Annotated in this window: 25 protein-coding genes; 6 read left to right on the top strand and 19 right to left on the bottom strand. The window is 69.9% G+C overall.

The features are described 5' to 3' along the window. Position 1: 1 nt before the first annotated feature. Together MUY22_RS08765 and MUY22_RS08760 are read left to right on the top strand one after the other, a co-directional pair. Positions 2-847 (top strand): metal ABC transporter ATP-binding protein, encoded by an 846-nt coding sequence (locus MUY22_RS08765; RefSeq protein WP_247058768.1) that lies wholly within the window; start codon positions 2-4, stop codon positions 845-847. 3 nt (positions 848-850) lie between these two features. Further along, positions 851-1,732, top strand: coding sequence for a metal ABC transporter permease (locus MUY22_RS08760; protein WP_247058767.1), 882 nt, complete (start codon positions 851-853; stop codon positions 1,730-1,732). Positions 1,733-1,817: 85 nt separating this feature from the next. Here MUY22_RS08760 and MUY22_RS08755 read toward each other — a convergent pair whose 3' ends face one another. Genes MUY22_RS08755 through MUY22_RS08745 form a run of 3 tightly spaced genes read right to left on the bottom strand, consistent with a single transcriptional unit; the run spans position 1,818 to position 5,539 of the window. Further along, the gene (locus MUY22_RS08755) at positions 1,818-3,035 is read right to left on the bottom strand and encodes a DUF445 domain-containing protein (protein ID WP_247058766.1); all 1,218 of its coding nucleotides are present in this window, start codon (positions 3,033-3,035) and stop codon (positions 1,818-1,820) included. Positions 3,036-3,074: 39 nt separating this feature from the next. Further along, on the bottom strand, positions 3,075-4,250 hold the full coding sequence (locus MUY22_RS08750) for a DUF445 domain-containing protein (protein WP_247063758.1): 1,176 nt from the start codon (positions 4,248-4,250) through the stop codon (positions 3,075-3,077). Between the two features lie 59 nt (positions 4,251-4,309). Continuing rightward, positions 4,310-5,539, bottom strand: a complete 1,230-nt coding sequence (locus MUY22_RS08745; RefSeq protein WP_247058765.1) for a DUF445 family protein — start codon at positions 5,537-5,539, stop codon at positions 4,310-4,312. 129 nt (positions 5,540-5,668) lie between these two features. Between MUY22_RS08745 and MUY22_RS08740 the strand changes: the two genes are divergently transcribed. Next, positions 5,669-6,661 carry a hypothetical protein gene (locus tag MUY22_RS08740; protein WP_247058764.1) on the top strand — a complete coding sequence of 331 codons (993 nt, stop codon included), beginning with the start codon at positions 5,669-5,671 and terminating at the stop codon, positions 6,659-6,661. A gap of 155 nt (positions 6,662-6,816) precedes the next feature. Further along, the gene (locus tag MUY22_RS08735; protein WP_247058763.1) at positions 6,817-7,467 is read left to right on the top strand and encodes a class II aldolase/adducin family protein; all 651 of its coding nucleotides are present in this window, start codon (positions 6,817-6,819) and stop codon (positions 7,465-7,467) included. Here MUY22_RS08735 and MUY22_RS08730 read toward each other — a convergent pair. The 15 genes from MUY22_RS08730 to MUY22_RS08660 form a co-directional block, all read right to left on the bottom strand. Then, positions 7,464-8,135, bottom strand: a complete 672-nt coding sequence (locus MUY22_RS08730) for an HD family phosphohydrolase (protein ID WP_247058762.1) — start codon at positions 8,133-8,135, stop codon at positions 7,464-7,466. The two genes, MUY22_RS08735 and MUY22_RS08730, sit on opposite strands and share 4 nt — an antisense overlap. A 73-nt stretch (positions 8,136-8,208) precedes the next feature. Further along, complete coding sequence (locus MUY22_RS08725) at positions 8,209-8,847, bottom strand: hypothetical protein (RefSeq protein WP_247058761.1); 639 nt, start codon at positions 8,845-8,847, stop codon at positions 8,209-8,211. A 2-nt stretch (positions 8,848-8,849) separates the two neighbouring features. Then, positions 8,850-9,863 carry a hypothetical protein gene (locus tag MUY22_RS08720; protein WP_247058760.1) on the bottom strand — a complete coding sequence of 338 codons (1,014 nt, stop codon included), beginning with the start codon at positions 9,861-9,863 and terminating at the stop codon, positions 8,850-8,852. A gap of 172 nt (positions 9,864-10,035) precedes the next feature. Further along, positions 10,036-10,629: a transglutaminase domain-containing protein gene (locus MUY22_RS08715; RefSeq protein WP_247058759.1), complete on the bottom strand. Its 594-nt coding sequence runs from the start codon at positions 10,627-10,629 to the stop codon at positions 10,036-10,038. A gap of 73 nt (positions 10,630-10,702) precedes the next feature. Further along, on the bottom strand, positions 10,703-11,320 hold the full coding sequence (locus tag MUY22_RS08710) for a histidine phosphatase family protein (protein WP_247058758.1): 618 nt from the start codon (positions 11,318-11,320) through the stop codon (positions 10,703-10,705). Beyond that, positions 11,317-11,670 carry a hypothetical protein gene (locus MUY22_RS08705; RefSeq protein WP_247058757.1) on the bottom strand — a complete coding sequence of 118 codons (354 nt, stop codon included), beginning with the start codon at positions 11,668-11,670 and terminating at the stop codon, positions 11,317-11,319. Before MUY22_RS08705 ends, MUY22_RS08710 begins: the two co-directional genes overlap by 4 nt. 71 nt (positions 11,671-11,741) lie before the next feature. Then, on the bottom strand, positions 11,742-13,175 hold the full coding sequence (locus MUY22_RS08700; RefSeq protein ID WP_247058756.1) for an MBOAT family protein: 1,434 nt from the start codon (positions 13,173-13,175) through the stop codon (positions 11,742-11,744). A gap of 89 nt (positions 13,176-13,264) precedes the next feature. After that, positions 13,265-14,221 carry a 23S rRNA (guanosine(2251)-2'-O)-methyltransferase RlmB gene (gene rlmB, locus MUY22_RS08695; protein WP_247058755.1) on the bottom strand — a complete coding sequence of 319 codons (957 nt, stop codon included), beginning with the start codon at positions 14,219-14,221 and terminating at the stop codon, positions 13,265-13,267. A 32-nt stretch (positions 14,222-14,253) separates the two neighbouring features. Continuing rightward, on the bottom strand, positions 14,254-15,642 hold the full coding sequence (gene cysS / locus MUY22_RS08690; protein WP_247058754.1) for a cysteine--tRNA ligase: 1,389 nt from the start codon (positions 15,640-15,642) through the stop codon (positions 14,254-14,256). A gap of 205 nt (positions 15,643-15,847) precedes the next feature. Then, positions 15,848-16,546 (bottom strand): HAD family hydrolase, encoded by a 699-nt coding sequence (locus MUY22_RS08685; protein WP_247058753.1) that lies wholly within the window; start codon positions 16,544-16,546, stop codon positions 15,848-15,850. Positions 16,547-16,568: 22 nt separating this feature from the next. Next, a complete protein-coding gene (locus MUY22_RS08680; protein WP_247058752.1) occupies positions 16,569-16,964 on the bottom strand; it encodes a PPOX class F420-dependent oxidoreductase in 396 nt (131 codons plus the stop codon). A gap of 10 nt (positions 16,965-16,974) precedes the next feature. Continuing rightward, the gene (locus MUY22_RS08675) at positions 16,975-17,370 is read right to left on the bottom strand and encodes a PPOX class F420-dependent oxidoreductase (RefSeq protein WP_247058751.1); all 396 of its coding nucleotides are present in this window, start codon (positions 17,368-17,370) and stop codon (positions 16,975-16,977) included. Between the two features lie 244 nt (positions 17,371-17,614). After that, positions 17,615-18,082 (bottom strand): 2-C-methyl-D-erythritol 2,4-cyclodiphosphate synthase, encoded by a 468-nt coding sequence (gene ispF, locus MUY22_RS08670; protein WP_247058750.1) that lies wholly within the window; start codon positions 18,080-18,082, stop codon positions 17,615-17,617. Further along, entirely contained in the window at positions 18,079-18,705 is a 627-nt protein-coding gene (locus tag MUY22_RS08665; protein ID WP_247058749.1) for a 2-C-methyl-D-erythritol 4-phosphate cytidylyltransferase, read from the bottom strand. Before MUY22_RS08665 ends, ispF begins: the two co-directional genes overlap by 4 nt. A gap of 56 nt (positions 18,706-18,761) precedes the next feature. Next, entirely contained in the window at positions 18,762-19,253 is a 492-nt protein-coding gene (locus tag MUY22_RS08660; RefSeq protein WP_005165253.1) for a CarD family transcriptional regulator, read from the bottom strand. Positions 19,254-19,529: 276 nt separating this feature from the next. Between MUY22_RS08660 and MUY22_RS08655 the strand changes: the two genes are divergently transcribed. Both MUY22_RS08655 and radA read left to right on the top strand, forming a co-directional pair. Next, a complete protein-coding gene (locus tag MUY22_RS08655) occupies positions 19,530-20,195 on the top strand; it encodes a hypothetical protein (protein WP_247058748.1) in 666 nt (221 codons plus the stop codon). Between the two features lie 39 nt (positions 20,196-20,234). Then, on the top strand, positions 20,235-21,593 hold the full coding sequence (gene radA, locus MUY22_RS08650) for a DNA repair protein RadA (protein ID WP_247058747.1): 1,359 nt from the start codon (positions 20,235-20,237) through the stop codon (positions 21,591-21,593). 622 nt (positions 21,594-22,215) lie between these two features. Here radA and MUY22_RS08645 read toward each other — a convergent pair. Further along, the gene (locus tag MUY22_RS08645; RefSeq protein WP_247058746.1) at positions 22,216-23,355 is read right to left on the bottom strand and encodes a CU044_5270 family protein; all 1,140 of its coding nucleotides are present in this window, start codon (positions 23,353-23,355) and stop codon (positions 22,216-22,218) included.

Genomic DNA, 23,355 nt, shown 5'->3' with positions numbered 1-23,355 from the left:
CATGTCCCCAGTCTCCGACGACGTACGCCCCGCGGTCCGGGTCCGCGGCGCGGGTCTCGCGTTCGGTCCCCGGACGCTCTGGTCGGGCCTCGACCTCGTCGTCGAGCCCGGGGAGTTCCTCGCGGTGCTCGGCCCGAACGGCTCCGGCAAGAGCAGCCTGCTCAAGGCGTTGCTCGGTATGCAGGGCCTGTCCGCGGGCACGGTCGAGATCGCCGGCGGCCGCCCGGGCGGTGCGAACCGCAAGGTCGGCTACATCCCGCAGCAGCGCGCGATCGACGAATCGCTCACGCTGCGCGGCGTCGACCTGGTCGGGCTGGGCCTCGACGGGCACCGCTGGGGCCCGGGCCTGTTCGGCATGGCCGCCCGCCGCCGTCGGGTCGCCGAAGCCATCGAAGCGGTGGGCGCGACGCGGTACGCGAAGCAGCCCGTCGGCCGGCTGTCCGGCGGCGAGCAGCAGCGGCTGCGGGTCGCCCAAGCCCTGGTCGGCGACCCCGAGGTGCTGCTCTGCGACGAGCCGCTGCTGTCGCTGGACCTGGCACACCAGCGCGCGATCAGCGAGCTGATCGACGAGCGGCGCAGCACGTCCGGCACCGCGGTGCTGTTCGTGACGCACGAGATCAACCCGGTGCTGCCCTTCGTCGACCGGGTATTGTACCTGGTCAACGGCTCTTTCCGGATCGGCAAGCCGGACGAGGTGATGAACACCGAGACGTTGTCGCAGTTGTACGGCGCGCGCGTCGAGGTGCTCGAGGTCGGCGGCCAGATCCACATCGCGGGTTCGCAGAGCTCGCCGTGCGAGGAAGAGCCGCACCACCACGAACACGACGTCGAAGAACAAGTGGGCTGAGTCTTGGATCTGTTCGACTTCGGCAAGACCTGGGAGCTGATCACCGAGCTCGAAGGCGTCCAGACGGCGTTGCTGGCGGCCGCGATCCTCGGGCTGGTGGCCGGGGTGCTGGGCCCGCTGATCGTGATGCGCCGCATGTCGTTCGCCGTGCACGGCACGTCCGAGCTGGCCTTCACCGGCGGCGCGGCGGCGCTGCTGCTGGGCATCGGCGTCGAGTACGGCGCGTTGATCGGCGCGGTCGTCGCGGCCCTGCTGCTGGGCATCCTGGGCGCGCGAGACGCCGACCGCGACTCGGTGATCGGCGTGATCCTCTCGTTCGGCCTCGGCATGGGCGTGCTGTTCCTGTCGTTCTACAAAGGACGGTCGGGCAACAAGTTCGGCATCCTGACCGGCCAGATCATCACCATCGACTCGACGAACCTGACGTTGTTCGTGGTGTCGTCGGTGGTGGTGCTGGCCGTGCTGGCGCTGGTCTACCGGCCGCTGCTGTTCGCGTCGGTCGACCGCAACGTGGCGATCGCGCGCGGCGTCCCGGTGAAGACGCTGACGGTGGTGTTCGCGCTGCTGGTGGGCATCTCGACGGCGCTGAGCGTGAAGGTCGTCGGCTCGCTGCTGGTGGTGGCGCTGATGGTGACACCGGCCGCCGCGGCGGCGCGCGTGACGGCGTCCCCCTGGAAGGCGACGGTGCTGGCGATCGTCTTCGCGGAGGTGTCGGCGCTGGGCGGGATCGTGCTGTCGCTGGCCCCGGGCCTGCCGGTGAGCGCGTTCGTCACGGCGATCTCGTTCTTGATCTACGTGGTCTGCCGCCTGATCGCCTGGCGACGCGACCGCCGGACGCGGGTGCGCGCGGTGACCTCGGCCGCCGAGCTGACCCCGGTGGCCTGAAGAGCGTCACTTTCGCCGAGAAAGATGCGCTTGAGGCACCCCTGGACGCATCTTTCCTAGGGAAAGTGAATGTGCGGGTGCAAACTCAGCCCAGCATCAGCAGGACCTGCAGCTCCCCGACCAGGAACCCGATCACCCCGCCGACCGCGATGAGCTTCCACTCGTCCTGGCGGAACGCCGGGCGCAGCAGGCCCTCGAACTCCAGTGGTGTCAGCGCCAGCATCCGCTGCTCGATCATCTTCGCGACGTCCATCGCCTCGGTCAGGTAGCCCTCGGCGTAGCGCGCCGTGTCCGGCAGCTGCTCCAGCGCCTTCGTCGCGGCCGCGTGCTTCATCTCGCGCAGCCGGGGGCCGCCCACCGTCAGCGTCAGCACCGAGGCCGACATCTGTGTGTCGACCGCCGACGACACCATCTGCTCCACCATCGCCGCCAGGCGATCCGCGCGCGGGCCGCGCAGGACGGCGTCCAGCAGGTTCTGGACGGTGAGGACCTCGGTCGCGATCAGCTCGCCGTACTGCCGGGCGACCTCGGCGCGCCGCCGCTGGAACTTGCCCTGGAAGATCACGCGGCCGACGCGGACCGGTTCGCGGGGGACGAAGATCAGCTTGATCGCCAGCCAGTCCGTGCACAGCCCGATCACGCCGCCGAACACCGGCAGCACCCACGGCTCGCGCGTGAACGCCCAGACGATCGTCTGCACCAGGCCCAGCCCGAAGCCGAAGTAGATGCCCATCCGGGCGATGAACGCCATCTCCGGCCGGGACGTCTCGCGGATCAGCCGCACCAGCAGCGCCTTGTCGCGGGTGAGCCGCTGGACCGTCATGTGCTGGACGTCGAGCACCTCGTCGAGGTTCTCGCGGACGTCGTCGAGGAACTCCCGCACCAGCCGCGGCGCCGACGCCTGGACCTGCTTGATCAGCATCTCCTGCGCGAGCGTCGGCATGACCTCCCACAGCCGCGGGTGGTGCTCGGCGAGCACCTCGCGCGCGATGTGGTCGACCGCGCGCAGCAGCGGCTGTTCCAGCTCGCTCGTGATGATCACCGGGTCGATCCGGCCGAAGACCTCTTTCAGGTCGAGCAGGTTCGCCGTCAGCAGCTCCGTCGCGACGGCCGCCATCCGGCCGCCGTGCTTCGGGACGACGCCCTGCCAGCCGAGCAGCGGCGGGATCCCGAGGAACTCCACCGGCCGGAACATCATCTCGATCGCGACGCGCTTGGTGACGTACCCGATCAGCGCGGCGATGAACGGCATCGCCGCGTACAGCGGCCAATGCAGCGCGAGGTCGGCCAGGACAGCGTCCATCCGACCTCCCTCGCCGTGCCGAGAACGAAACCGTACCGGCTAGCCGAGCAGCGCGAGCACCTGCAGTTCGCCGACGAGACCGCCGATCACCGCGCCCACCGCGATCAGCTTCCACTCGTCCTGGCGGAACGCCGGCCGCAGCAGCTGCTCGAACTCCAGCGCGCTCAGCTTCCGCATCCGGTCCACGATCGTGTTGCGGACGTCGAGCGCGTTGACCGCGTAGTTCTCGGCGTACCGGATCGTCTCCGGGACGCGCTCCGCCGCCTTCGTCGCCGCTGTCTGCTTCATCTCCTGGAACCGCCTGGTGCCGACGGCGATGGCGACGAACGGCTTGACGACGCTCGCCTGCGCGTCGATCGTCTTCTGCACCTCACGCGTGATCATCGCGAACAGCCGGTCCGACTTCGGCCCGCGCAGCACGGCTTCGAGCAGGTTCGGGATGGTGATGATCTCGCGCGCGATCATGTCGCCGTAGTCGGCTGCCACGACGTCGCGGCGCTTCTGGAACACGCCCTGCCAGGTGTAGAGCCCGAAGAACCGGCGCGGCTCGCGCGGCAGGAAGATCATCTTGAGGGCCAGCCAGTCGGTGAGCCAGCCGATGCCGATGCCGAACAGCGGCAGCACGATCGGCGACTTCGTCAGCGCCCAGACGACGAGCTGCACGCAGCCGAGGACGAACCCGAAGCCGATCCCGGAGCGGGCGATGAACCGCATCTCCGGGCGCGAGATGTCGCGGATCAGCCGGTTCAGCAACGCCTTGTCGCGCACCAGGTTCGTCACGACCATGTGCTTGAGGTCGAGGACGTCCTCGATGTTGTCGGCGATCTCCCGCATGATCTTGGTGATCGCCTTCGGCGCTTCGGCCTGCACGCGCTTGAGCAGCAGCTGCTGCGCGCCGTTCGGCAGCACCTCCCACAGCCGCGGCTGGTAGGTCTCCATGACGTCGCGGGTGACGTCCTCGACGACCCGCAGCAGCGGCTGCTCGATCTCCTTCGCCACCTGCTCCGGGTCGAGCCGGGAGAAGATCTCCTTCGGGTCGACGAGGTTCGTCGTCAGCATCTCGGTGGCGGTCGTGGCCATCCGCTCCGCGTTCGCCGGCAGCACGCCTTGCCAGCCGAGGAACGGTCTGACGCCGGTGAACTCGAGCGGCCGGAACATCATCTCGATGGCGACGCGCTTGGTGACGTACCCGATCAGCGCCGCGATGAACGGCATGGTGACGTACACCTGCCAGTGCGTGCCGAAGTCCACGTCCGCACGCTAGCGGCCCGGTGTCAGTGGAGCAGGAGCAGGACCTGCAGCTCGCCGACGAGCCCGCCGATCACCGCGCCGACCGCGATGAGCTTCCATTCGTCCTGCTTGAAGGCCGGACGCAGGATCCCTTCGAACTCGATCGGCGTCAGCTGCCGCATCTTTTCGACGATCGTGTTGCGGACGTCGAGGGCGCCGGTGGCGTAGCTCTCGACGTGTTTCACCGTTTCGGGGAGGTAGGCGATGGCCTTCTCGGCGGCCGCGCGTTTCATCTCCTGGTACTGCTTGCCGCCCATGGTCAGCGCGACGAGCGGTTTGGCGATGCTCGCCTGGGCGTCGATCGTGCGCTGCACCTCGCGGGTGATCAGCGCGAACAGCCTGTCGGCGCGGGGCCCGGTGAGCACGGCCTCCATCACGTTCCGCACGGTCAGCACCTCGTCGGCGATCAGCGCGCCGTAGTCGGCGGCCACCTCCTGACGGCGTTTCTGGAACATGCCCTGCCAGCGGAAGAAGCCGAAGCCGCGGGGCTCGCGCGGGTAGAAGATCATCTTGAGGGCCAGCCAGTCCGTGACGAAGCCCGTGACGAAACCGAAGATCGGCATGATCAGCGGCTCCTTGGTCAGCGCCCAGGCGACGAACTGGACGAGCCCGATGACGAACCCGAACCAGACGCCGGACCGCGCGATGAACTTGAACTCGGGCGCGGCGACCTCGCGGATCAGCCGGCAGGTCAGCGACTTGTCGCGGACCATGGCGCCGATGAGCATGTCGTTGACGTCGAGGACGTCGTCGATGTTGGTCGAGACCTCCCGCAGCAGCCGCTTGACGACGTCCGGCGCCTGCGCGCGGACCTGGTCGACGAGCAGCCGCTGCGCCCGCGACGGCAGCATCTCCCACAGCCGCGGCTGGTAGGTCTCCATGACCTCCCGCGTGACGTCCTCGACGGCCTTGAGCAGCGGCGTTTCGAGCTCTTTGAGCATTTCCTCCGGATCGAGCCTGGCGAAGATCTCCTGCGGGTCGACGAGGTTGCGGGTCAGCAGGTCGACGGCGGTGGTGGCCATCCGCCGCGAGTTGGCCGGGATGACGCCCTGCCAGCCGAGGAACGGCTTGATCCCGGTGAACTCGAGGGGCCGGAACATCATCTCGATGGCGACGCGCTTGGTGACGTAACCGATCATCGCCGCGATGACCGGCATCGTGAGGTACACGTGCCAGTGAGCGCCGATGTCCGCGAGGATCGCCGATGTGTCCAAAGTGGCCTCCCCGCGGCAACCGCTGGTCAACGGACGTCAGAATGCCATGGGTGACCGGGGGTTCCCAAATTCGTGATGCATCCGTTTGGCGGTACGTCCGGAAGGCCCCTTGCTTACTAAGGTGGCGCGATGGTCGCGCCTGAGAAGCCCCAATCCGCCCCGAAGACCGCCCAGTTCGCCGTGGGCCTCCGCGGCTACAACCAGCGTCAGGTCGACGAACGCATCGCCGAGCTGACCAAGGAGTTCCGCGAGACCGCCCGCAACCGCGACGACGCCGTCGCGACGTCGTCGGATCTCACGAAGGCTCTCGCGTACGCGCAGAAGGAGCTGGCCGAGACGAAGGCCGCCCTCGCGCGGATGAGCTCCAGCCCGTCCGGCGCCGGCGCGATGGTCGAGCGCGTCCGCACGATGATGCAGCTCGCCGAGGAGGAGATCGCCGACCTGCGCTCCGCCGCGGACGCCGACGCGGCCTCGACGCGCGACCAGGCGGACAAGTACGCGCACGAGACCCACCGCACGGCCGACAAGCTGGCGAAGGACGCGGAAGAAGAGCGCGCGCGCCTGATGAAGGACGCGAAGATCGAGATCGACAAGCTGACCGCGGCGGCGGGCGCCAAGCGAGTGGAGCTGGCGGCGGCGGCCGAGCGGACCCGCAAGGAGGCCGACGCGAAGGCTGAGGCCGCGGCGGCTGAGAAGCGCGCCGAAGCGGACCGGGTGGCTTCGGAGGAGCTGGCGAAGAAGAAGCAGGCCTTCGAGCAGGAGGTCGCGCGCAAGAAGCAGGAGACGGAGGCGGCGCTGGCACAGGCTCGCGACCGCCAGGCGGAGGCGGACCGGAACCGGAAGCTGGCGCTGGACCTGCGGACGAAGGTCGCGGAGCGGATCGCGGCGACGGACGTGGCGGTACGCGAGGCGATGAAGCTGCTGGCCCCGGCGGAGGATGCGTCTGCGTCTGCGTCGACTCCGGCTTCGGCTTCGGCTTCGGCTCAGGCTCCGGCGAACGGGGACCGCAAGCCTGCTCCCGCGCCTGCCCCCGCCTCGCCGCCCGTTGCCAAGCCCCAGGCCCAGGCTGCTCCGGCGCCCGCTGCCAAGGCTCCGGCTCCCGCGCCGGCCGCGAAGGCGTAGTTATCCACAACGGCTCCGGTTGTCCACAGATTTCCGGAGACCCCGTTTTTGCAGGTCAGACCCGATAGACTGGACAGGGGACGCCCCCCAGGGAGTGGTGGGGGCTGCGTGTGGGCCAGAGTGGTGGGCGTGAGCTCACGAGACGGGACCCGCGCATGATCCTCGAGACCGAGCGGGCCGCCGTCTGCGCTTATGCCCGGCGGATGGTCGGTGACGGCCTCGTCGTCGGGACCTCGGGGAACGTCTCCGTGCGCGCCGGGAACCTCGTCGCCGTCACGCCCACCGGCGTCGCCTACTCCTCGATGACCCCCGCCGACATCCCCGTGGTCGATCTCGGCGGGGAGGTCATCGACGGCGAGCTGCAGCCGACCAGTGAGCTGCCGATGCACCTGTCCGTCTACTGGGACGCGCGCGATCCCGACGGCGAGCCGGTGACCGCCGTCGTGCACACGCACTCGCCGCACGCCACCGCCGTGTCGACGCTCGTGCGGGAGGTGCCGCCGATCCACTACATCGTCGCCACCATCGGCCCTTCCGTGCGCGTCGCGCGCTACGCCACCTACGGCACGCCCGAGCTCGCCTCCGCCGTTCTGGAAGCACTCGAAGGGCGCCGTGGCTGCCTGATGGCCAACCACGGCACCCTCACCTTCGGCGACGGCCTCGAAGCCGCTTACCACCGCGCCCAGCAGCTCGAGTGGGCGTGCCGCGTGTGGCTGCTCGCGCAGAGCGCCGGCCGGCCGAGCCTGCTGCCGCCGCCCGAGGTGGCGAACGTCGTCGACCGGTTGCGGGGCTACGGCCGGCGTTAGGACGCCAGCGCGTCGACCGCGTGCACCGCGTCCAGCAGCTCCACGACCGTCGGGTCGTCGACCGCTTCCTTGATGCACTGCCACAGCTGGAGGTTCGCCATCGCCCAGCGCGAGTACGTCGCCGCCGCTTCGGGGTTGTAGAAGTAGTACCCCTCGTCGTGGACGTCGCACTGCTCGCCGACGATCTTGTCCGCCAGCTCCCGCAGGCTCAGGCCGTTCTCGCGCAGGTAGCGGTGCGCGAGCACCACCGGCGTCACCGGCAGCGCCTTGAACAGCGTGTCCGCGTCGCTCAAGGCCTGCGCCTCCAGCGAGATGTCGCGGCCGCGGGTGGCCATCTCGGCTTCGTCGACGATCTCGTCGATCCAGCTCGCCACGCCGCCGGCGACGCCGCACTCCGCGAGGATCTCCCCGCGGAGACCGCTGCCGGCGGCGGCCGGCGAGTTGCGGAGCACCAGGTAGTTGACGTCGTGCACCAGCGCGGCCACCTCCACCACGGTGCGGTCGGCCCCGTTGTGCTGGGCGAAGCCGGCCGCCTTCGCTCGGACGAAGCTGACGTGGTGCCAGCCGTGGAACGGCAGCCGCTCGGCGTACTGCCGGCACAGCCTGCGAACCCGGTTTTCGACGGCGTCGAGAGTCACGTTGTCGATCGTGCTTTCCTGCGTACGCATACACCTCTCCGATCCCGGCCGTGGTATTCAGACGGGTGGAGTAATGGTAAGCGTCGCTGACGCCGGTGTGTAGCTAGATGCGGTCCGCCAATTCCCCCAATCGGACCTCGACCGGAACGTGACGATGGCCGATTCCGCTGGTCGGATCGTAGGAAAGGCTGAACGTGCTCACCGGACGTGATTTCACGAGGAAGGTCATCGTGCCGGGGGCCGCTTCGGGAATCCGGTGGTATTCGTCGGCCAGCATGGTGGCGCACGCCCCGGCCTGGCACAACGTCCGGCGGCGCAGGTGCGCGGAGTCGATCAGGCCGGTGCCGGGATCGTGGGTCGTCTCGTACCTTTCGTGGAGGTAGCTGCCCCGGAGAATGGTGGTGCAGAAGTGGTACCTGTGGTTGTGCACAGAATCCGCGTACCCTTCCCGCCAGTCCTGCTGCGGCTTGTATTCGTGCAGCCAGAAGGAAAACGGGTCGGTCGGCGAATCGAGCAGGCACCACGCGAAATGGGTCGTGGTTTCCCGGGACGAGCGCAGCAGTTTCGCGGCCTGCGCGGTGGACAGTGAGCGGAGCTGCGAGCGCAGCTCCTCCCGCAGCTCGGGGTGGTCGGCCCACGACCGGAACCAGGTCTCGACCGTGCGCCAGTCGACGGCGAGCGGGAACCCGGCCGTGCGCAGGCGCGTGGCCAGTTCGGTGAGCGGGGACAGGCGGGTGAGCAAGGTCAGCTCCCTAGCTCGGCGACTTCGGAGAACTCCGTGCGGAAGGCGTGGAACTTGCTTTCCAGCTCACGGAACTGCTCCTCGGACAGCGGGGATCCGGTGATCTTTTCGAACAGCGCCAGGAAATCCGCCCGCGTCGTCGCGGACGTGATGCGGAAGTGGCGGCCGGTCCGGGACTGCGAGACGCGCACGAACTCGGCGCGCTCCATGTTGTAGAGGAAGGAACCCTCGGTGAACCGCAGGGACCGCGGGTACAGCTTCGTGGCGCCGCGCACGTCGCTGTAGAGCGACATCCACACGCTGTCGTCGAACATCTCGAGCCGGTCCAGCGGCGGGTCGGCGACCACGGTGATGTCGACCTGCGCGCAGCGGCTGCGCGCCAGGAAGAGGCCCACCAGTCCGATCCGGATCTCTTCGTCGAGCCGGGTCTGGATCTGTTCGTAGTCGACGTCGCCCGCCTCGCGGCGGAGCAGGTAGCGGGCACGCCCGCTGATCGAGCTCGCGTCACGCGGATCGGCGATCACGGCCCGCAGTTCGCGTTCCGTGCGGGAAAGCAACAGGCGGGCGGCGGCGTGCCGCCCGGAGAAGCCGCGGAAGAAGTACTGCCGGGTCGCGTCGAGGTCGGCCATCAGCGCGCGGTTGAACGCGGGGTCGGGATCGGTCGTCGCCTCGAACACGTCGGTGGGGAAGAACTCCTTGTTCAGCGCGCGGTATTCGGCGCTGAGGTCCTCCAGCGCGCGCCTGCTCTCTTCGATCACCGGGGTCACCAGCGCCCGCTGCGAGGCGCTGGCGGTGATCAAGCTGGTGCCGAACCCCACGATCGCGGAGATCAGGGTGCCGGTGCCCAGCGACGTCACCAGGTTCTTCCCGGTGCCGGGTTCCATCAAGCCGGCCAGCCACAGGCTGAGACCGGCGACCACCACGAGTACCGTGAGCAGCAGGCTCGTCCTGGTCCAGAAGATCTCCTGCAGTGGGGTACGGCGGAGGCGTCCGCCTTCCGCGGCCACGTGCTTCACCTCCCTCGAATCACCCGAACAGACGAATGCGTAAAGTGTCGGTTCGAGTGCGGGGAGTCACTTTACGCGCGTCTCGGGGACCGCGAAATAAGAGATTCGGGGGACAGGTGGAGGCCCCGGACGTCACTCTCGGCAATAATTCACCGAATTGCCGGGTTTTCGGAAAATACCGCTAAACCTGGGGTTCCAGCGTGGCCGGCAGGCCGGTTTCGTACCAACCGGCCCCCGGTGCGACCGTCATCAGGAAGTCCACGACCGCCCGCGCGGGCGCGGGGTGGATCTCCGGGTGGTCGCGTTCGCCGCGCGCGGGATCGACGGGCCAGGCGAGCCGTTCGGCGTCGAGGGAGAACTCCCCGCCGGCCCCCGTGCGGTTGCCGCGGGCGTCGAGACGTGACCACTTGCCGTGCAGGTACACCGCGTTCAGCCCGTGCAGCGCGGACAGCTCCTGGTAGCAGAAACCGGCCGGGATCCCTTGCGCCCGAAGCAAAGCGGCCAGCAGGTGCGCCTTGGCGTAGCAGATCCCGACGCGTTCGCGCAGCACGTCCGACGCCCGCCAGGTGACCCGCGGATCAGCGGCGTCGACGACGTGGTCGACGTCATCCCGCACGAACCGGAACGCGGCTTCGGCGTACCCGGCCGGACTGTCCGTCAGGGTTCTGAGCGCGTCGGCTCGTTCCCGGATCGACGGGTGGTCGTGATCGACGACGGCGTCGGCCGCGAGGTAGTCGCTCAGCCGAACGGACGTGGGCGACGGCACGAAACTCATCCGGCCATCGTGCCAGGCTCGGCCATTCGGGCGAGACCTGTTTTCGGTGCCGGACACGCTCCGCGTTCCTCGGTCACGGAAGGTAAAACTCGGGCGGGAAGCCCGTCCAGCGCAGTGCGGGCGGGAGATGACCTTGGTCGTTGTACGCCAGCAGCGCGGCGGGCCGCCCCGGCACGTAGCGGATGACCGTGAGCGCCGCGTTGCCGTGGTTGAGCGCGAGCCACCGCCACGGCGGTGCGTCCTGCGAAGCGCGCACGAGCCAGGAGATGAGGTAGTTGTGCGTGACGACGAGGTCGAACCGCGCCTCGTTCCCGGGAACGGGCCCGGTGAACCGCCGTTCGGCCTCGGCGGCGAGCTCCTCGTCGGCGGGGGGCAGCTGCCGGGTGACGGCGAGCAGCCGGTCGGCGGACGTCTCGGGCAGCTCCTCGCGCTTCGGCAGGTAGGGCACGAAGTCGCCGGCCGCCGCTTCGACGTGGAGCGGAACGCCGGGCAGCTGGTCCCCGATGATGGCGGCGGTGAGCGCGGCCCGCCCTAGCGGCCCGTGGTGGATGGCGGCGACGGGCAGCTCGCGCAACCGCCGTCCGAGCAGAACTGCCTGCTGCTGCCCGGCTTCGGTGAGCCCGGCCTCGTCGGGGGTCGCTTCGCCGTGCCGGGTGAGGAGGAGGTAGCGCGCCGCCAGCACGTGGTTCACCCGAGGGGCACGAGCGAGCCCTGGGGGCCCTGGCTCGGCACGAACTGGGCGAGCAGCCGCAGCGGCGCGGAGTGGGCGGACAGGACGATCGAGGCGAACGGCGTGATCGTGTGCTCGTGGCCGCTGTTCGTGTGCAGGTGGACGCTGACGTGCACGTTGCGGTCGGCGGGGATCTCGAAGGTCACCGAGCCCCAGGAGAGCACGTACTGACGTCCGTCGACGCTGGCGATCGGGGCGTAGGCGCGGACGGTGTGGCCCAGGTGGGGGATTTCCAGGGTGAGCAGCCGTCTCGGGCCGGTGTGGTGGTCCACGTAGGGGATAACGCCTGGGATGTTGTCCAGGTCGGTCATCCCGTGCCCCCTTCCTTGCGGCTGCTTGTCGGTTCGATGGGCGCGGGCTGGTCTTGGTTCCTCCTTGCGCGTCAGAACTGGTAGTACAGGAACGGGCTGAATGTGCCCGTTGCTATCAGGATGGCCGCGTAGATCAAGCCCACCGTCATCACGCCGATGCGTAGCGCCGTTGCCGGGCGGCTTCTGGACGACTCCAGTAGCGGGCCTGTCACCGGGTGGGCCGGTAGTGCGAATACCGCCAGGGCCGCCAGTAGCAGGACCAGGCGCTGGTTGGTGAACGCCTGTTCCACTCCGGCGCCCAGGCCGTCGAAGTCGGGGATCAGCATGTGGCCGATCATCGCCAGCGCGTGGCCGATGTCCTGGGAGCGGAAGAAGACCCAGCCGAACACCACCAGGAGCATCGTCAAGGCCCTGCGGAGGTATCGCCGGCGGGGGCTTGCGGGGTTGAGGTCCAGGCCGAAGCGGCGCTCGATCACCAGCAGCGCTCCGTGGTAGCAGCCCCACACCAGGAACGTCCACTGCGCGCCGTGCCAGAAGCCGGTCAGGACGAACACCACGCACAGGTTGCGGTAGGTCTTGCCCGCTCCGTGACGGTTGCCGCCCAGGGGGATGTAGACGTAGTCGCGGAACCAGCGGGACAGGCTCATGTGCCAGCGGCGCCAGAACTCCGTGATCGTCACCGACGAGTACGGCCTGGCGAAGTTCTCCGGGAGGCGGAAGCCCAGCATGCGGCCCAAGCCGATCGCCATGTCCGAATAGCCCGAGAAGTCGAAGAACAGCTGCAGCGTGTAGCCGATCGCGCCGAGCCACGCCGTCGCGAACGTCATCTGGTCCGGTGGCACCTTGAAACACGCCTCGACCAGCGGGCTCAGGGAGTCCGCGATGATCGTCTTCTTGCACAGGCCCAGCGCGAACCGGGGGAAGCCCGCCGCGATGTCGTCCAGGCGGTGCGAACGCAGCTGGGGCAGCTGGTCGGCGATCTCGCGGTAGCGGACGATCGGGCCGGCCACCAGCTGCGGGAACATCGCGATGTACGCGGCGAACGACACCGGGTTGCGCAGCGCCGGCCGCTCGCCGCGGTAGATGTCGACCACGTACGAGATGTGGTGGAACGTGTAGAACGAGATGCCGATCGGCACCACCAGGCTCGCGACCGGCAGGCTGCCGCCGAACCAGTGCGAGACGGCGGCGATCTGCTGCGTCGCGAACCCGGCGTACTTCCAGATCAGCAGGACACCGACGTCGAGCGAGACGACGGCGATGAGGATCCGCCGCCGCCGGACGCCCTGGACGTCCCACGGGCTCGCCTCCAGCAGCGGCCCGGCCATGAAGTTGACGACCATGCAGCCGAGCAGCAGGAACACGAACGGGCCGGCGCCGATCGTGTAGAACAGCAGGCTGCCGACCGCGATGATGCCGTTGCGCCAGGTCCGCGGGCACACCAGGACGGCGATGAGCACCGCCGGCATGAAGTACCACAGGAACAGTGGCGAAACGAATGACATCGGTGGTCAGGTCCCCTCGGTTTATCCGATGGTGACCTTAACCCGAGTGGGTGGTTCCTCGTCGTGAAGGTGGGTCGTGGAGGCGGGGCTCAGATCCGCCCGGCGAGACGACGGCGCCGCGCCACCTCGGCCAGCAGCACACCGGCCGCCACCGACGCGTTCAACGACTCCACGCCCGCCGCCATCGGGATCGACACGGTCGCGTCGCACGTCTCGCGCACCAAGCGCGACAGGCCGCGGCCCTCCGAGCCCAGCACGATGACCAGCGGGTCCGCCGCCAGCTCCAGCCCGTCGATCTCGACCGAGCCGTCGGCGTCCAGGCCGACCAGCATCAGACCCTCGTTGGCCCACGACTTCAGCTGGCGCGTGAGGTTGGTCGCGACCGCGATCGGCAGCTTCGCCGCCGTGCCCGCGCTCGTGCGCCACGCCACCGCCGTCATGCCCGCGCTGCGCCGCTCCGGCAGCAGCACGCCGTGGGCGCCGAACGCGGCCGCCGAGCGGATCACCGCGCCGAGGTTGCGCGGGTCGGTGACGCCGTCGAGCGCGACGAACAGGGGCACCTCGCCCGAGTTGCGCGCCGCCGCCATCAGGTCGTCCGGGTGGGCGTACTCGAACGGCGGGACCTGCAGGCCCAGGCCCTGGTGCACGGCCCGGTTCGTCTTGCGATCCAGCTCCTCGCGCGGGATCTCCAGGATCGAGATGCCCTTGTCGCCGGCCAGCCGGACGGCGTCGTTCACGCGGTCGTCGATCTCGATGTTGATCGCGACGTACAGCGCGGTCGCCGGGACGTCCGCGCGCAGCGCCTCGACCACCGGGTTGCGCCCGGCGATCAGCTCCGGCTTGTCGGCTTTCTTCTGCCGCGCCTGGTCGCGCTTGGTCTGTGCGTTGTTCTGGCGGTAGGCCTTGTGCCCGGGACGGTCCTCCGCCTTCGGGGTCGGGCCCTTGCCTTCGAGGGCCTTGCGGCGCTGTCCGCCGGAACCGACGACGGCACCCTTCTTGGTGCCCGTCTTGCGGATGGCGCCTTGGCGCCGGGAGTTGCCTGCCATGCTGAAAAGTCCTTGCGGTTATGGAGAACGGCTCAGTCGGACTTGACTGTCCACTGTGGACCGTTAGGGGTGTCCTCCACCACGATGCCCGCCTGCTGGAGGCGGTCACGGGCGGCGTCCGCGCGGGCGAAGTCCTTCTCGGCCCGGGCCTGCTGGCGCTCGGCCAGCAGATCCTTGACGAGGAAGTCCAGCGCCTCTTTGGTGGGCGTTTCGGAACCGCCCGCCTCGGACCAGCGCGCGGACAGCGGGTCGAGGCCGAGCACGTCGGTCATCGCGCGCACGGCGGCGGCGAGTTCGAGTGCCTTGGAGGTGTCGCCCGCGTCGAGGGCGGCGTTACCGTCCCGCACCGTGGTGTGGACCACGGCGAACGCCTGCGGGGTGGCGAGGTCGTCGTCCATCGCGGCGGCGAACCCGGCCGGGATCGTGCCGATCCCCACCTCGCCGGAAGAAGTGGCGCGACGCAGGAACGTCTCGATCCGCCGATAGCCCTGCGCGGCTTCCGAGACCGCGCCGTCGGAGTACTCGATCTTGGACCGGTAGTGCGGCTGCATCAGGTAGTAGCGCAGCTCGGCCGCCCGGTAGCGCTCCAGCATCGCGGGGATCGTCACGGTGTTGCCCAGCGACTTCGACATCTTCTCGCCGGACATGGTCACCCAGTCGTTGTGCAGCCAGTAGCGGGCGAACGGGTCGCCGGCGGCGTTCGACTGCGCGCGCTCGTTTTCGTGGTGCGGGAAGACCAGGTCGCGCCCGCCGCCGTGGATGTCGAACTCCGCGCCGAGGTAGGCCGTGGCCATCGCCGAGCACTCGAGGTGCCAGCCCGGCCGGCCGTCGCCCCACGGCGTCGGCCACGACGGCTCGCCCGGCTTCGCGGACTTCCACAGCGTGAAGTCGTGCGGGTCCTGCTTGCCGCGGGCCGGTGTCTCGCCCTGCTGGACGTCCTCGAGGACCTGGCCGGACAGCTTGCCGTAGTCGTCGAACGACTTCACCGAGAAGTAGACGTCGCCGTCCACGGCGTAGGCGTGCCCCTGGTCGATCAGCCGCTGCATCAGCTCGACCATCTGGGTGACGTGCCCGGTCGCGCGCGGGTTGATCGACGGCGGGAGGCAGCCGAGCTGCTCGTAGGCCTGCTCGAAGGCGCGCTCATGCGTCGCCGCCCACTCCCACCAGGGGCGATCCGCGGCCGCGGCCTTGGTCAGGATCTTGTCGTCGATGTCCGTGACGTTGCGGACCAGCAGCACGTCCAGTCCACTGTGGACGAGCCAGCGGCGCAGGACGTCGTAGTTCAGGGCGCCGCGGATGTGCCCGATGTGGGGGACGCCCTGCACGGTGGCACCACACACGTAGATCGACGCCGTTCCGCTACGGGCGGGCTGGAACTCCCGCACGCTCCGGGTCGCTGTGTCGAAAAGGTGTAGGGCCACCCTGAAAGGGTACGGGGTGGGCGTGAGCGAGGTCGCAGGCGGCTAGGCGCTGTTCTGCGAGTCAAGCTCGCGGTCTTCGCGCCCAGGCGGCCCCTGACGGCACGGGCGGCTCACCCGAGTACGACCCGGTACGAGGGCGATCCGCCCGCACCGCCAGGAACCACCTGGATCACGAAGCCCATCGAGCAGACTCGCAGAACAGCGCCTAGCTCGGCTCCTGCCCGACACCGAACGCGCTCAGCGCCGTGAGCAGGGCGTCCGGCCGCTGCGCCGTCGGCAGCGGGTCGACCAGCGCGAACTCGCAGCCGAGCGCGCGGGCCCCGCCGTCGGCCTCTTCGCTGTCGCCGACCATCAGGGTTTCGGTGGCCGGGATGCCGAGCGCCTGCACGGCTCGGCGGAAGATCTCCAGCTCCGGCTTGATCGCCCCGACCTCGAAGGACAGGACGAACTCGTCGACGTAGGCGTCCCAGCCGCGGGCGGTGAACGCGGGCCGGATGTCGAAGGCGATGTTGCTCAGGACGCCGACCTTGAGCCCCTGCTCGGACGCCGCCTTGAGCGCGGCCTCGGTGTCCGGGTAAGGCGTCCACTGGCTGGGATCGATGAGCCGGTCGTACAGCGCGACGGCCTGCTCGGGCCGCGGGACGCCGGACTTCTTGAGGACCTCCAGGTACACCTTCCGGTGCAGCACGGGGTCGCGGTCGCGGTGGTGCCAGGCGTGCTGGTGGTCGGCGTCCAGCTCGACGACCTGGCCGACCGGCGCCGTCATCCGGCGCATCAGCTCGGCCTGGGCCTCGATGTCGAGCGGCGTGCCCGCGTGGTCGGTCAGTTCGGTGAGCCAGGTCTCGTCCTGCTCGAGCCGGAAAAGCGTGCCGGAGTAGTCGAACAACACCGCCCTGATCGTCATGGGTTTCAGCCTAACGGGATCGTCAGGCCGAATGCCCTGTGATGTGTTCGGGAACAACGCGGACGAGCACCCGCACGACGTCGGCCGGCTCGGGCGGGAAGGCCGCGCCGGTGTACTTGTGGGCCAGCTCGTCGTTCAGCTCGGGGCCGCCCTCGACGGTGACCTCGGCCCGCCCGCGGATCTCGACGTAGTTCTCCGGATCAGCCAGGTCGAAGACGGAGAGCGAGACGCGGGGGTCGCGGCGGATGTTGCGTTCCTTCCGGCGGCCCTGGACGGTCACGAAGACCACGGTGTCGCCGTCGCGGCGGGCCCAGACGACCGAGCTCTGCGGCGAACCGTCGGCGTTGGTGGTGGCGACGACGGGGTAGTTCTTCCCGTCGAGGAGCGCCTTGGTCGCGTCGTTGAATGTCACACCCATGGTCCGGACCCTATTTGACGTTGCCCGCGATCTTCTCGACGTGCAGGCGGACGATCACCCGTTCGACGTCGCCGCCCTCCGCGGGCGGGTCCTCGCCGAGGTACTTGTGGCTCAGCGTCTTCGGCAGCGTCTTGCCCGGGTCGGGGGTGAGCGTCACCGTGCCGCGCAGCTGGGTGTGCCGGTAGGGGTTGCCGGCGTCGGTGATCGACACGCCGACGCGGGGGTCGCGCCGCAGGTTGCGGACCTTCCGGCGGTCTTCGGTGGCGCTGAACACGAGGTCGCCGCCGTCGAGGCCGATCCAGACGACGGAGGTCTGCGGGCTGCCGTCGGGGTCGAGCGTGGCGACGGTGGCGAAGTTCCTGCCGTCGACGAGCGCGCGGACGGCGTCGGGGAGAGTGAGGGCCATGTCACGCCGAACGTGCTCGAACGGCGAGGCTATTCCGCTGCGCGGGCCGGCGGCGTGGCCGCGGCCATTTCGGAACGACCCTGCCGAGCAAGGCAGCCCCCGCCGGAAAGCACCCCCCACCCTCTCCGGGGGACCGGCCCCGCTTCCAGCGTATCGGGACCCTCCGACGAAAAGCGGGAAACGTCACAGGCGGGGCCTCGTTGTCCACATCTCGGCCCGGCTGTGGACAACCCGGGCGGTGGGGCTATTCCGCCGTCAGCAGCAGTGCTGTGGCGAAGGCCGCGATGCCTTCGCCGCGGCCGGTGAGGCCCAAGCCGTCGGATGTCGTGCCGGAGACGCTCACCGGGCCGCCGACGGCCTCCGAGAGCACTTTCTGCGCCTCGTCGCGCCGCTTGCCCACCCGGGGGGCGTTGCCGACGATCTGGACCGTCGCGTTCGCGACGCGCCAGCCCTCGGCCTCGATCAGGCCGCGGACCTCGGCGAGCATGTCGGCGCCGTGCGCGCCGTCCATCCGGGGGTCGCCGGTGCCGAACACCGCGCCGAGGTCGCCAAGGCCGGCCGCGGACAGCAGCGCGTCGCACAGGGCGTGCGCCGCGACGTCGCCGTCCGAGTGGCCCGCGCAGCCGTCGACGCCCGGCCAGCTCAGCCCGGCGATCCAGCACTCGCGGCCCGCCTCGATCGGGTGGACGTCCACCCCGTTGCCGATCCTCACAGCGTCTCCTCCGTGCTCGGTGCCGCCGCGATCGCCTCGGCCAGGGAAAGTTCGAAGTCGGTGGTGACGCGCATCGCGTCCGGGTGCCCCGGCACGGTCGCCGCGCCCTCGGGGACCGCCGCATCGAGGTCCGCCGCGCGGAAGGCGTCGAGGGTGTAGCCGACCGGGGTCTGGGCGGTGCGCAGCCGGGTGCGGTCCTCGGTGCCGACGATCAGCTCGGCCGCGTCGGTCACCTTCACCGTGTCGGCCATCGGGAGCACCGGGACGACGACGGGATTCGCGCTACTGACCGCGGTGATCACGTCACGCACCGTTTGCGCAGGAATGAAGGCCCGCAAGGCGTCGTGGAGGAGTAGAACGGAGTCACGGGAAAGTTCGGGCTCGACGACGGCGAAGGCCTGCCGGAGCGAACCGGGGACGACCCGGCACGAGAGATCCTCGAGGACCTGTGAATAGACTTGCGCACACCGCTGGGGGGCCGCCACGAGAACCAGATCGATCTCCGGTACTGCCAGCAGCCCCCGCACGGTGTGCGTGAGTAGCGCTTCACCACGGACCGGCGTGAGAGCGAGCTCTCCGTCGGAGGCGTGGTGTGCGACGGTCACGATCACGGCGACGTTCATCGGTTCGTGATCGTAGAGGCATCTGCTCGCCCGTCGAGCAAGAAGCCCTTGGGGTGTCAGACCGCCGCGGTTTCCAGAACTTCGTCGAGGAGGACTTCAGCCTTGTCCTCGTCGGTGCCCTCCGCGAGCGCGAGCTCGCTGACCAGAATTTGCCGCGCCTTCGCCAGCATGCGCTTCTCGCCGGCTGAAAGTCCGCGGTCCTTCTCTCGTCGCCAGAGGTCGCGCACCACTTCGGCCACCTTGTTCACGTCGCCGGAGGCGAGCTTCTCGAGGTTGGCCTTGTACCGACGAGACCAGTTCGTGGGCTCTTCGGTATGCGGAGCACGCAGTACGTCGAAAACCTTGTCCAGTCCTTCTTGCCCGACGACATCACGCACACCGACGATCTCGGCGTTGTCAGCGGGCACGCGAACCGTAAGATCCCCTTGCGCGACTTTGAGGACGAGGTACTTCTTCTCCTCGCCCTTGATCACGCGGGTCTCGATGGCTTCGATGAGTGCGGCACCGTGGTGCGGGTAGACGACGGTCTCTCCGACCTTGAAAACCATGTGTCCTCTGCCCCTTTCGCTGACCCCATCCTATCACGGTCCGCCAGTGCCCACCTAGCGGGCCGGACTCGTCCTCGCAGGTCAGCGGCCTGAGCGGGGGTTGACAAACGTCGGACCCCCGTGCTCACGCAGGTTACGGCGAAGGGTCCGTGCGACCATTGGGAATTCCTTTGTGGACGGTTGATCTTGAGGACAACGCGGACCGGTTCCGCGCTGGAGATCGCTCCGGGCTAGTCTTCGCGGGAACGAGGCCGTGAAAAGGGAAGGGACTGCGACGTGAGGCTGCAGAATCGTCGCGTGCTCGGCGCGGGCGTGCTGGCGCTCGGTGCCGCGCTCGCGCTCGCCGGGTGCGGGGCAGGCCAGATCACCCAGACCGACACGCAGCAGCCCGCCGTCAACGGCACGCACGCCCAGGTCAAGACCATCGTGATGCGCGACGTCGCGGTCCAGTACCCGACGTCCGGCCCGGGCTACGCGGCCGGTGCGACCCCGGCGCTGACCCTGACGATCGTCAACCAGGGCGCCCAGGACGACTCGCTCGTCTCGGTGACGACCGAGGACGGCACGCAGGCGACCGTCGGCGGCTCGAAGGACATCGTCGCCGGGCACTCCCTGGTGATCGGCCCGGACGACGCGGTCGAGTCCACCAACCAGGTCGAGCCCACCTCCTCGGGCGCGCCGAGCTCTTCTTCGGAAGCTCCGACGGCGACCGGGACCAGCTCCACGGGCACCGCTACCTCTTCTTCTTCCGCGGAGGCTCCCGCCACCAGCGCGACGCCGACCGCGGCCCCCGCGACCGTCGGCAAGGGCACTGTGACGCTCGCCGCGCTGAAGCAGCCGCTCTGGCCCGGTCAGACCGTGAAGGTCACGTTCGTCTTCAAGAACGCCGGACCGGTCACCGTCGAGCTGCCCGTGGCGGCGCCGGCGCACGACAAGGGGTAGGTCCCCGATTTTGTCGGTGGGCGCCGATAGCCTCGCGGGGTGAAGAAAGGCGTCAACTACCGCTGCGCGAGCTGCGGCTACGAAGCGGCCAAGTGGCTGGGCCGGTGTCCGGAGTGCCAGGAGTGGGGCTCGTTCGCGGAACGCGGGGCCGCCGGGAAACCGGCGATCCAGCGCGTCGCGGCCGGTGCACCGAGTGCGCCCGCGCGGCCGATCGGCGAGGTCGACGTCGAAACCGCCCGCGCCCGCCGCACCGGGGTGTCCGAGCTGGACCGCGTCCTCGGTGGCGGCCTGGTGCCGGGCGCGGTGGTGCTGCTCGCGGGTGAGCCGGGTGTCGGCAAGTCGACCCTGCTGCTCGAAGTCGCCTACCAATGGGCGAAAACGGTCGACCGCTCCCTGTACGTCACGGGCGAGGAGTCCGCGGGCCAGGTCCGGTTGCGCGCGGAGCGGACCGGCAACGTCCACGACCGGATGTACCTCGCCGCCGAAAGCGATCTCTCGGCCATCCTCGGGCACGTCGACGACGTGAAGCCGGGCGTGCTGATCGTCGACTCGGTGCAGACCATGGCGTCCCCGCTGGTGGACGGTTCACCCGGTGGGGTGACCCAGGTCAAGGCGGTGACGTCCGGGCTGGTCGCGCTGGCCAAGGAGCGCGGGCTGCCGGTGGTGCTGGTGGGGCACGTCACGAAGGACGGCACGGTGGCCGGCCCGCGCGTGCTGGAGCACCTGGTGGACGTCGTGCTGCAGTTCGAGGGCGACAAGCACTCGACGCTGCGCATGGTCCGCGGCATCAAGAACCGGTTCGGCGCGGCCGACGAGATCGGCTGCTTCGAGCTGGTGGAGGAAGGCATCGTCGGGGTGCCGGACCCGTCGGGGCTGTTCATCAGCCAGACGGCGGAGCCGGTGCCGGGCACGGCGATCACGGTCGCGATGGAGGGCAAGCGCCCGCTGCTGGGCGAGGTCCAGGCGCTGGTGTCGTCGACATCGGCCCCCCAGCCGCGGCGCGCGGTCAGCGGCCTCGACTCGGCGCGGGTGGCGATGGTGCTGGCGGTCCTGGAGAAGCGCGGCGGCTTGAAGCTCGCCGACAAGGACGTCTACGTCGCCACGGTCGGCGGCATGAAGATCACCGAACCGGGCATCGACCTGGCGCTGGTGCTGGCTTTGACGTCGTCGTTCGGCGACGTGGCGCTGTCGCCCAGGCTGGTCTCGGTGGGTGAAGTCGGGCTGGCGGGCGAGATCCGCCGCGTCCCGAGCGTCGGCCGCCGTCTGGCGGAAGCGGCGAGGCTGGGGTTCACGCACGCGCTGGTACCGCCGGACTCGGGCAAGCCACCGGCCGGCATCCGGGTGCTGGAGGTGGCGAACGTAGCGGACGCACTGAACGCGGCAAGCCACGCTCGCTGACGGTGTCGGCTCGGCGGTGGCCGGCTGGCCGACGGAGTCGGCTTGGTGGTGTCGGCGCGCTGATGCCGCCGGTTCGGCGGGTGGCTGAGCTGCTGCTGCCGTTGGCTCGGTGGGTAGCCGGGCCGCTGGTGTCGAGGCGCCCGGCGGATGGTCGGCTTGGCGATGCCTCCGGCCGAGGATGGGTCGGCGGGTGTCCGGCGCGCTGATGCCGTCGGCTTGGCAGGTGGCTGAGCTGCTGCTGTGGGCCCGGCGGGTGGCCGGGCCGTGGTGTCGGGGGCGTACGGCGGATGGTCGGCATCACTGATGCCGCCGGCCCAAGGGTGGGCAGTCGGGTGGCTGGCGTGCTGATGCCGCCGGCTTGGCAGGCGGCCGGGCTGCTGCTGCGGGTCCGACGGATGGCCGGGCGGCGGCTGCCGTGGGCATGAAGGTAGCCCCGCAGCCGGAGTCCCGGGCACCGAGCGTGGGCCCGGCGGGTGGCCGGGCCGTGGTGTCGGGGGCGTACGGCGGATGGTCGGCATCACTGATGCCGCCGACCCGAGGGTGGACCGCCGGCTGGGGTGGGCCGGGTGTTCCCCGCTTGGCGTGGTGGCCGGGCGCCCCCAGGGCGCCCGGCCACCACGGGTCAGCGGTCGGTCTTGGTTATCGAGTACGTGTAGCTCTCCGCCATCGACTTCTGCTCCGCCGGCTGGTGGGATGAGTGTGGCGGGAGAATCGTCGTCATGATCGGGGCTCTGGGCACGTTGGGCGTCGACGAGTCCGGTGGGACCACCTCCGAACTCGGGATGCCCGGCCCGCCGATCGACTCCTTCAGCGGCAGCGTGTAGCCGATGAGCTGGGCCGTTGCCTGGTCGGCGATCAGGGTGCCGCCGTCCTTCGCCGTGAAGCCGATGCCTGTCCGGCCGTCCGGGGACGGCATGCCCGGGGTGGTCACGATGCCTTCGACGCCGGCCAGTGCGCGCCAGAGCGCCACCCGCACGTCGCCGCGGGCCAGGCCCAGCTCCAGCGTTTTGCGCACCATCTGGACGACCGCCCCGGGGCTGTTCTCCTCGCCCCGGCGCACCGGGGTCCCCACGCCGGCCTGGGCGTTGGTCAGCTGCGCTCGCAGCGCCTCGACGTCCGCGGGCAGGCTCGTGACGAACAGCGCCGTCGGCGCGTCCCAGGAACCCTGGAAGTCGGGTCCGCCGTACATCCCGGGGAAGATCCCGCCGGCGCCGGTCGTGTCGGTGTTGTGCACCGGTACCGGTTCGAGGCGCGGTACGGGGACCTGCAGGCCCGTCGGGGTGTTCGTGAGCGTGGAGCGCAGGTGCCAGTCCCCGGCCGGGTCGGCGGGGATCCAGAGCTTGGCCTGCATCCCCACGTAGGTCTTCGGGTTCGCGCCCTTGTCGGCCTCCATCCACGACGACGACGTCGTGAGCCGGAACTCGCCGGGGCCGATCGGGAGGTCCACGCCGCGCAGGTCGTCGAGCCCGGGCAACGTGGCGGCCGGCGCGATCGGGGCGGGGGCGGGGTCGCGGTTGGTCAGCTGCGTGGCGACGACCAGGCCGCCGGCGAGCGTGGCGACGGCGGCCGCCACCGCGATCCACCGCCACGCGCCGCGGGACTCCGCCGGCGCGGGGGGCGTTTCGGGCTCGGCGCCGGCCGCCGCCAGCAGCGAGGTGCGGGCAAACGTCAGATCACCGTCGCCGACGTCGTCGTGGAGCTCGGCCAGCGCCGCGTCCAGCTCGGCGTCGGACCAGATCTGCCGGATGTTGTCGTCGGTCAC

This window comes from Amycolatopsis sp. WQ 127309 (genome assembly GCF_023023025.1).
Taxonomy (GTDB): domain Bacteria; phylum Actinomycetota; class Actinomycetes; order Mycobacteriales; family Pseudonocardiaceae; genus Amycolatopsis.
This window is presented reverse-complemented; position numbering and strand designations above follow the sequence as displayed.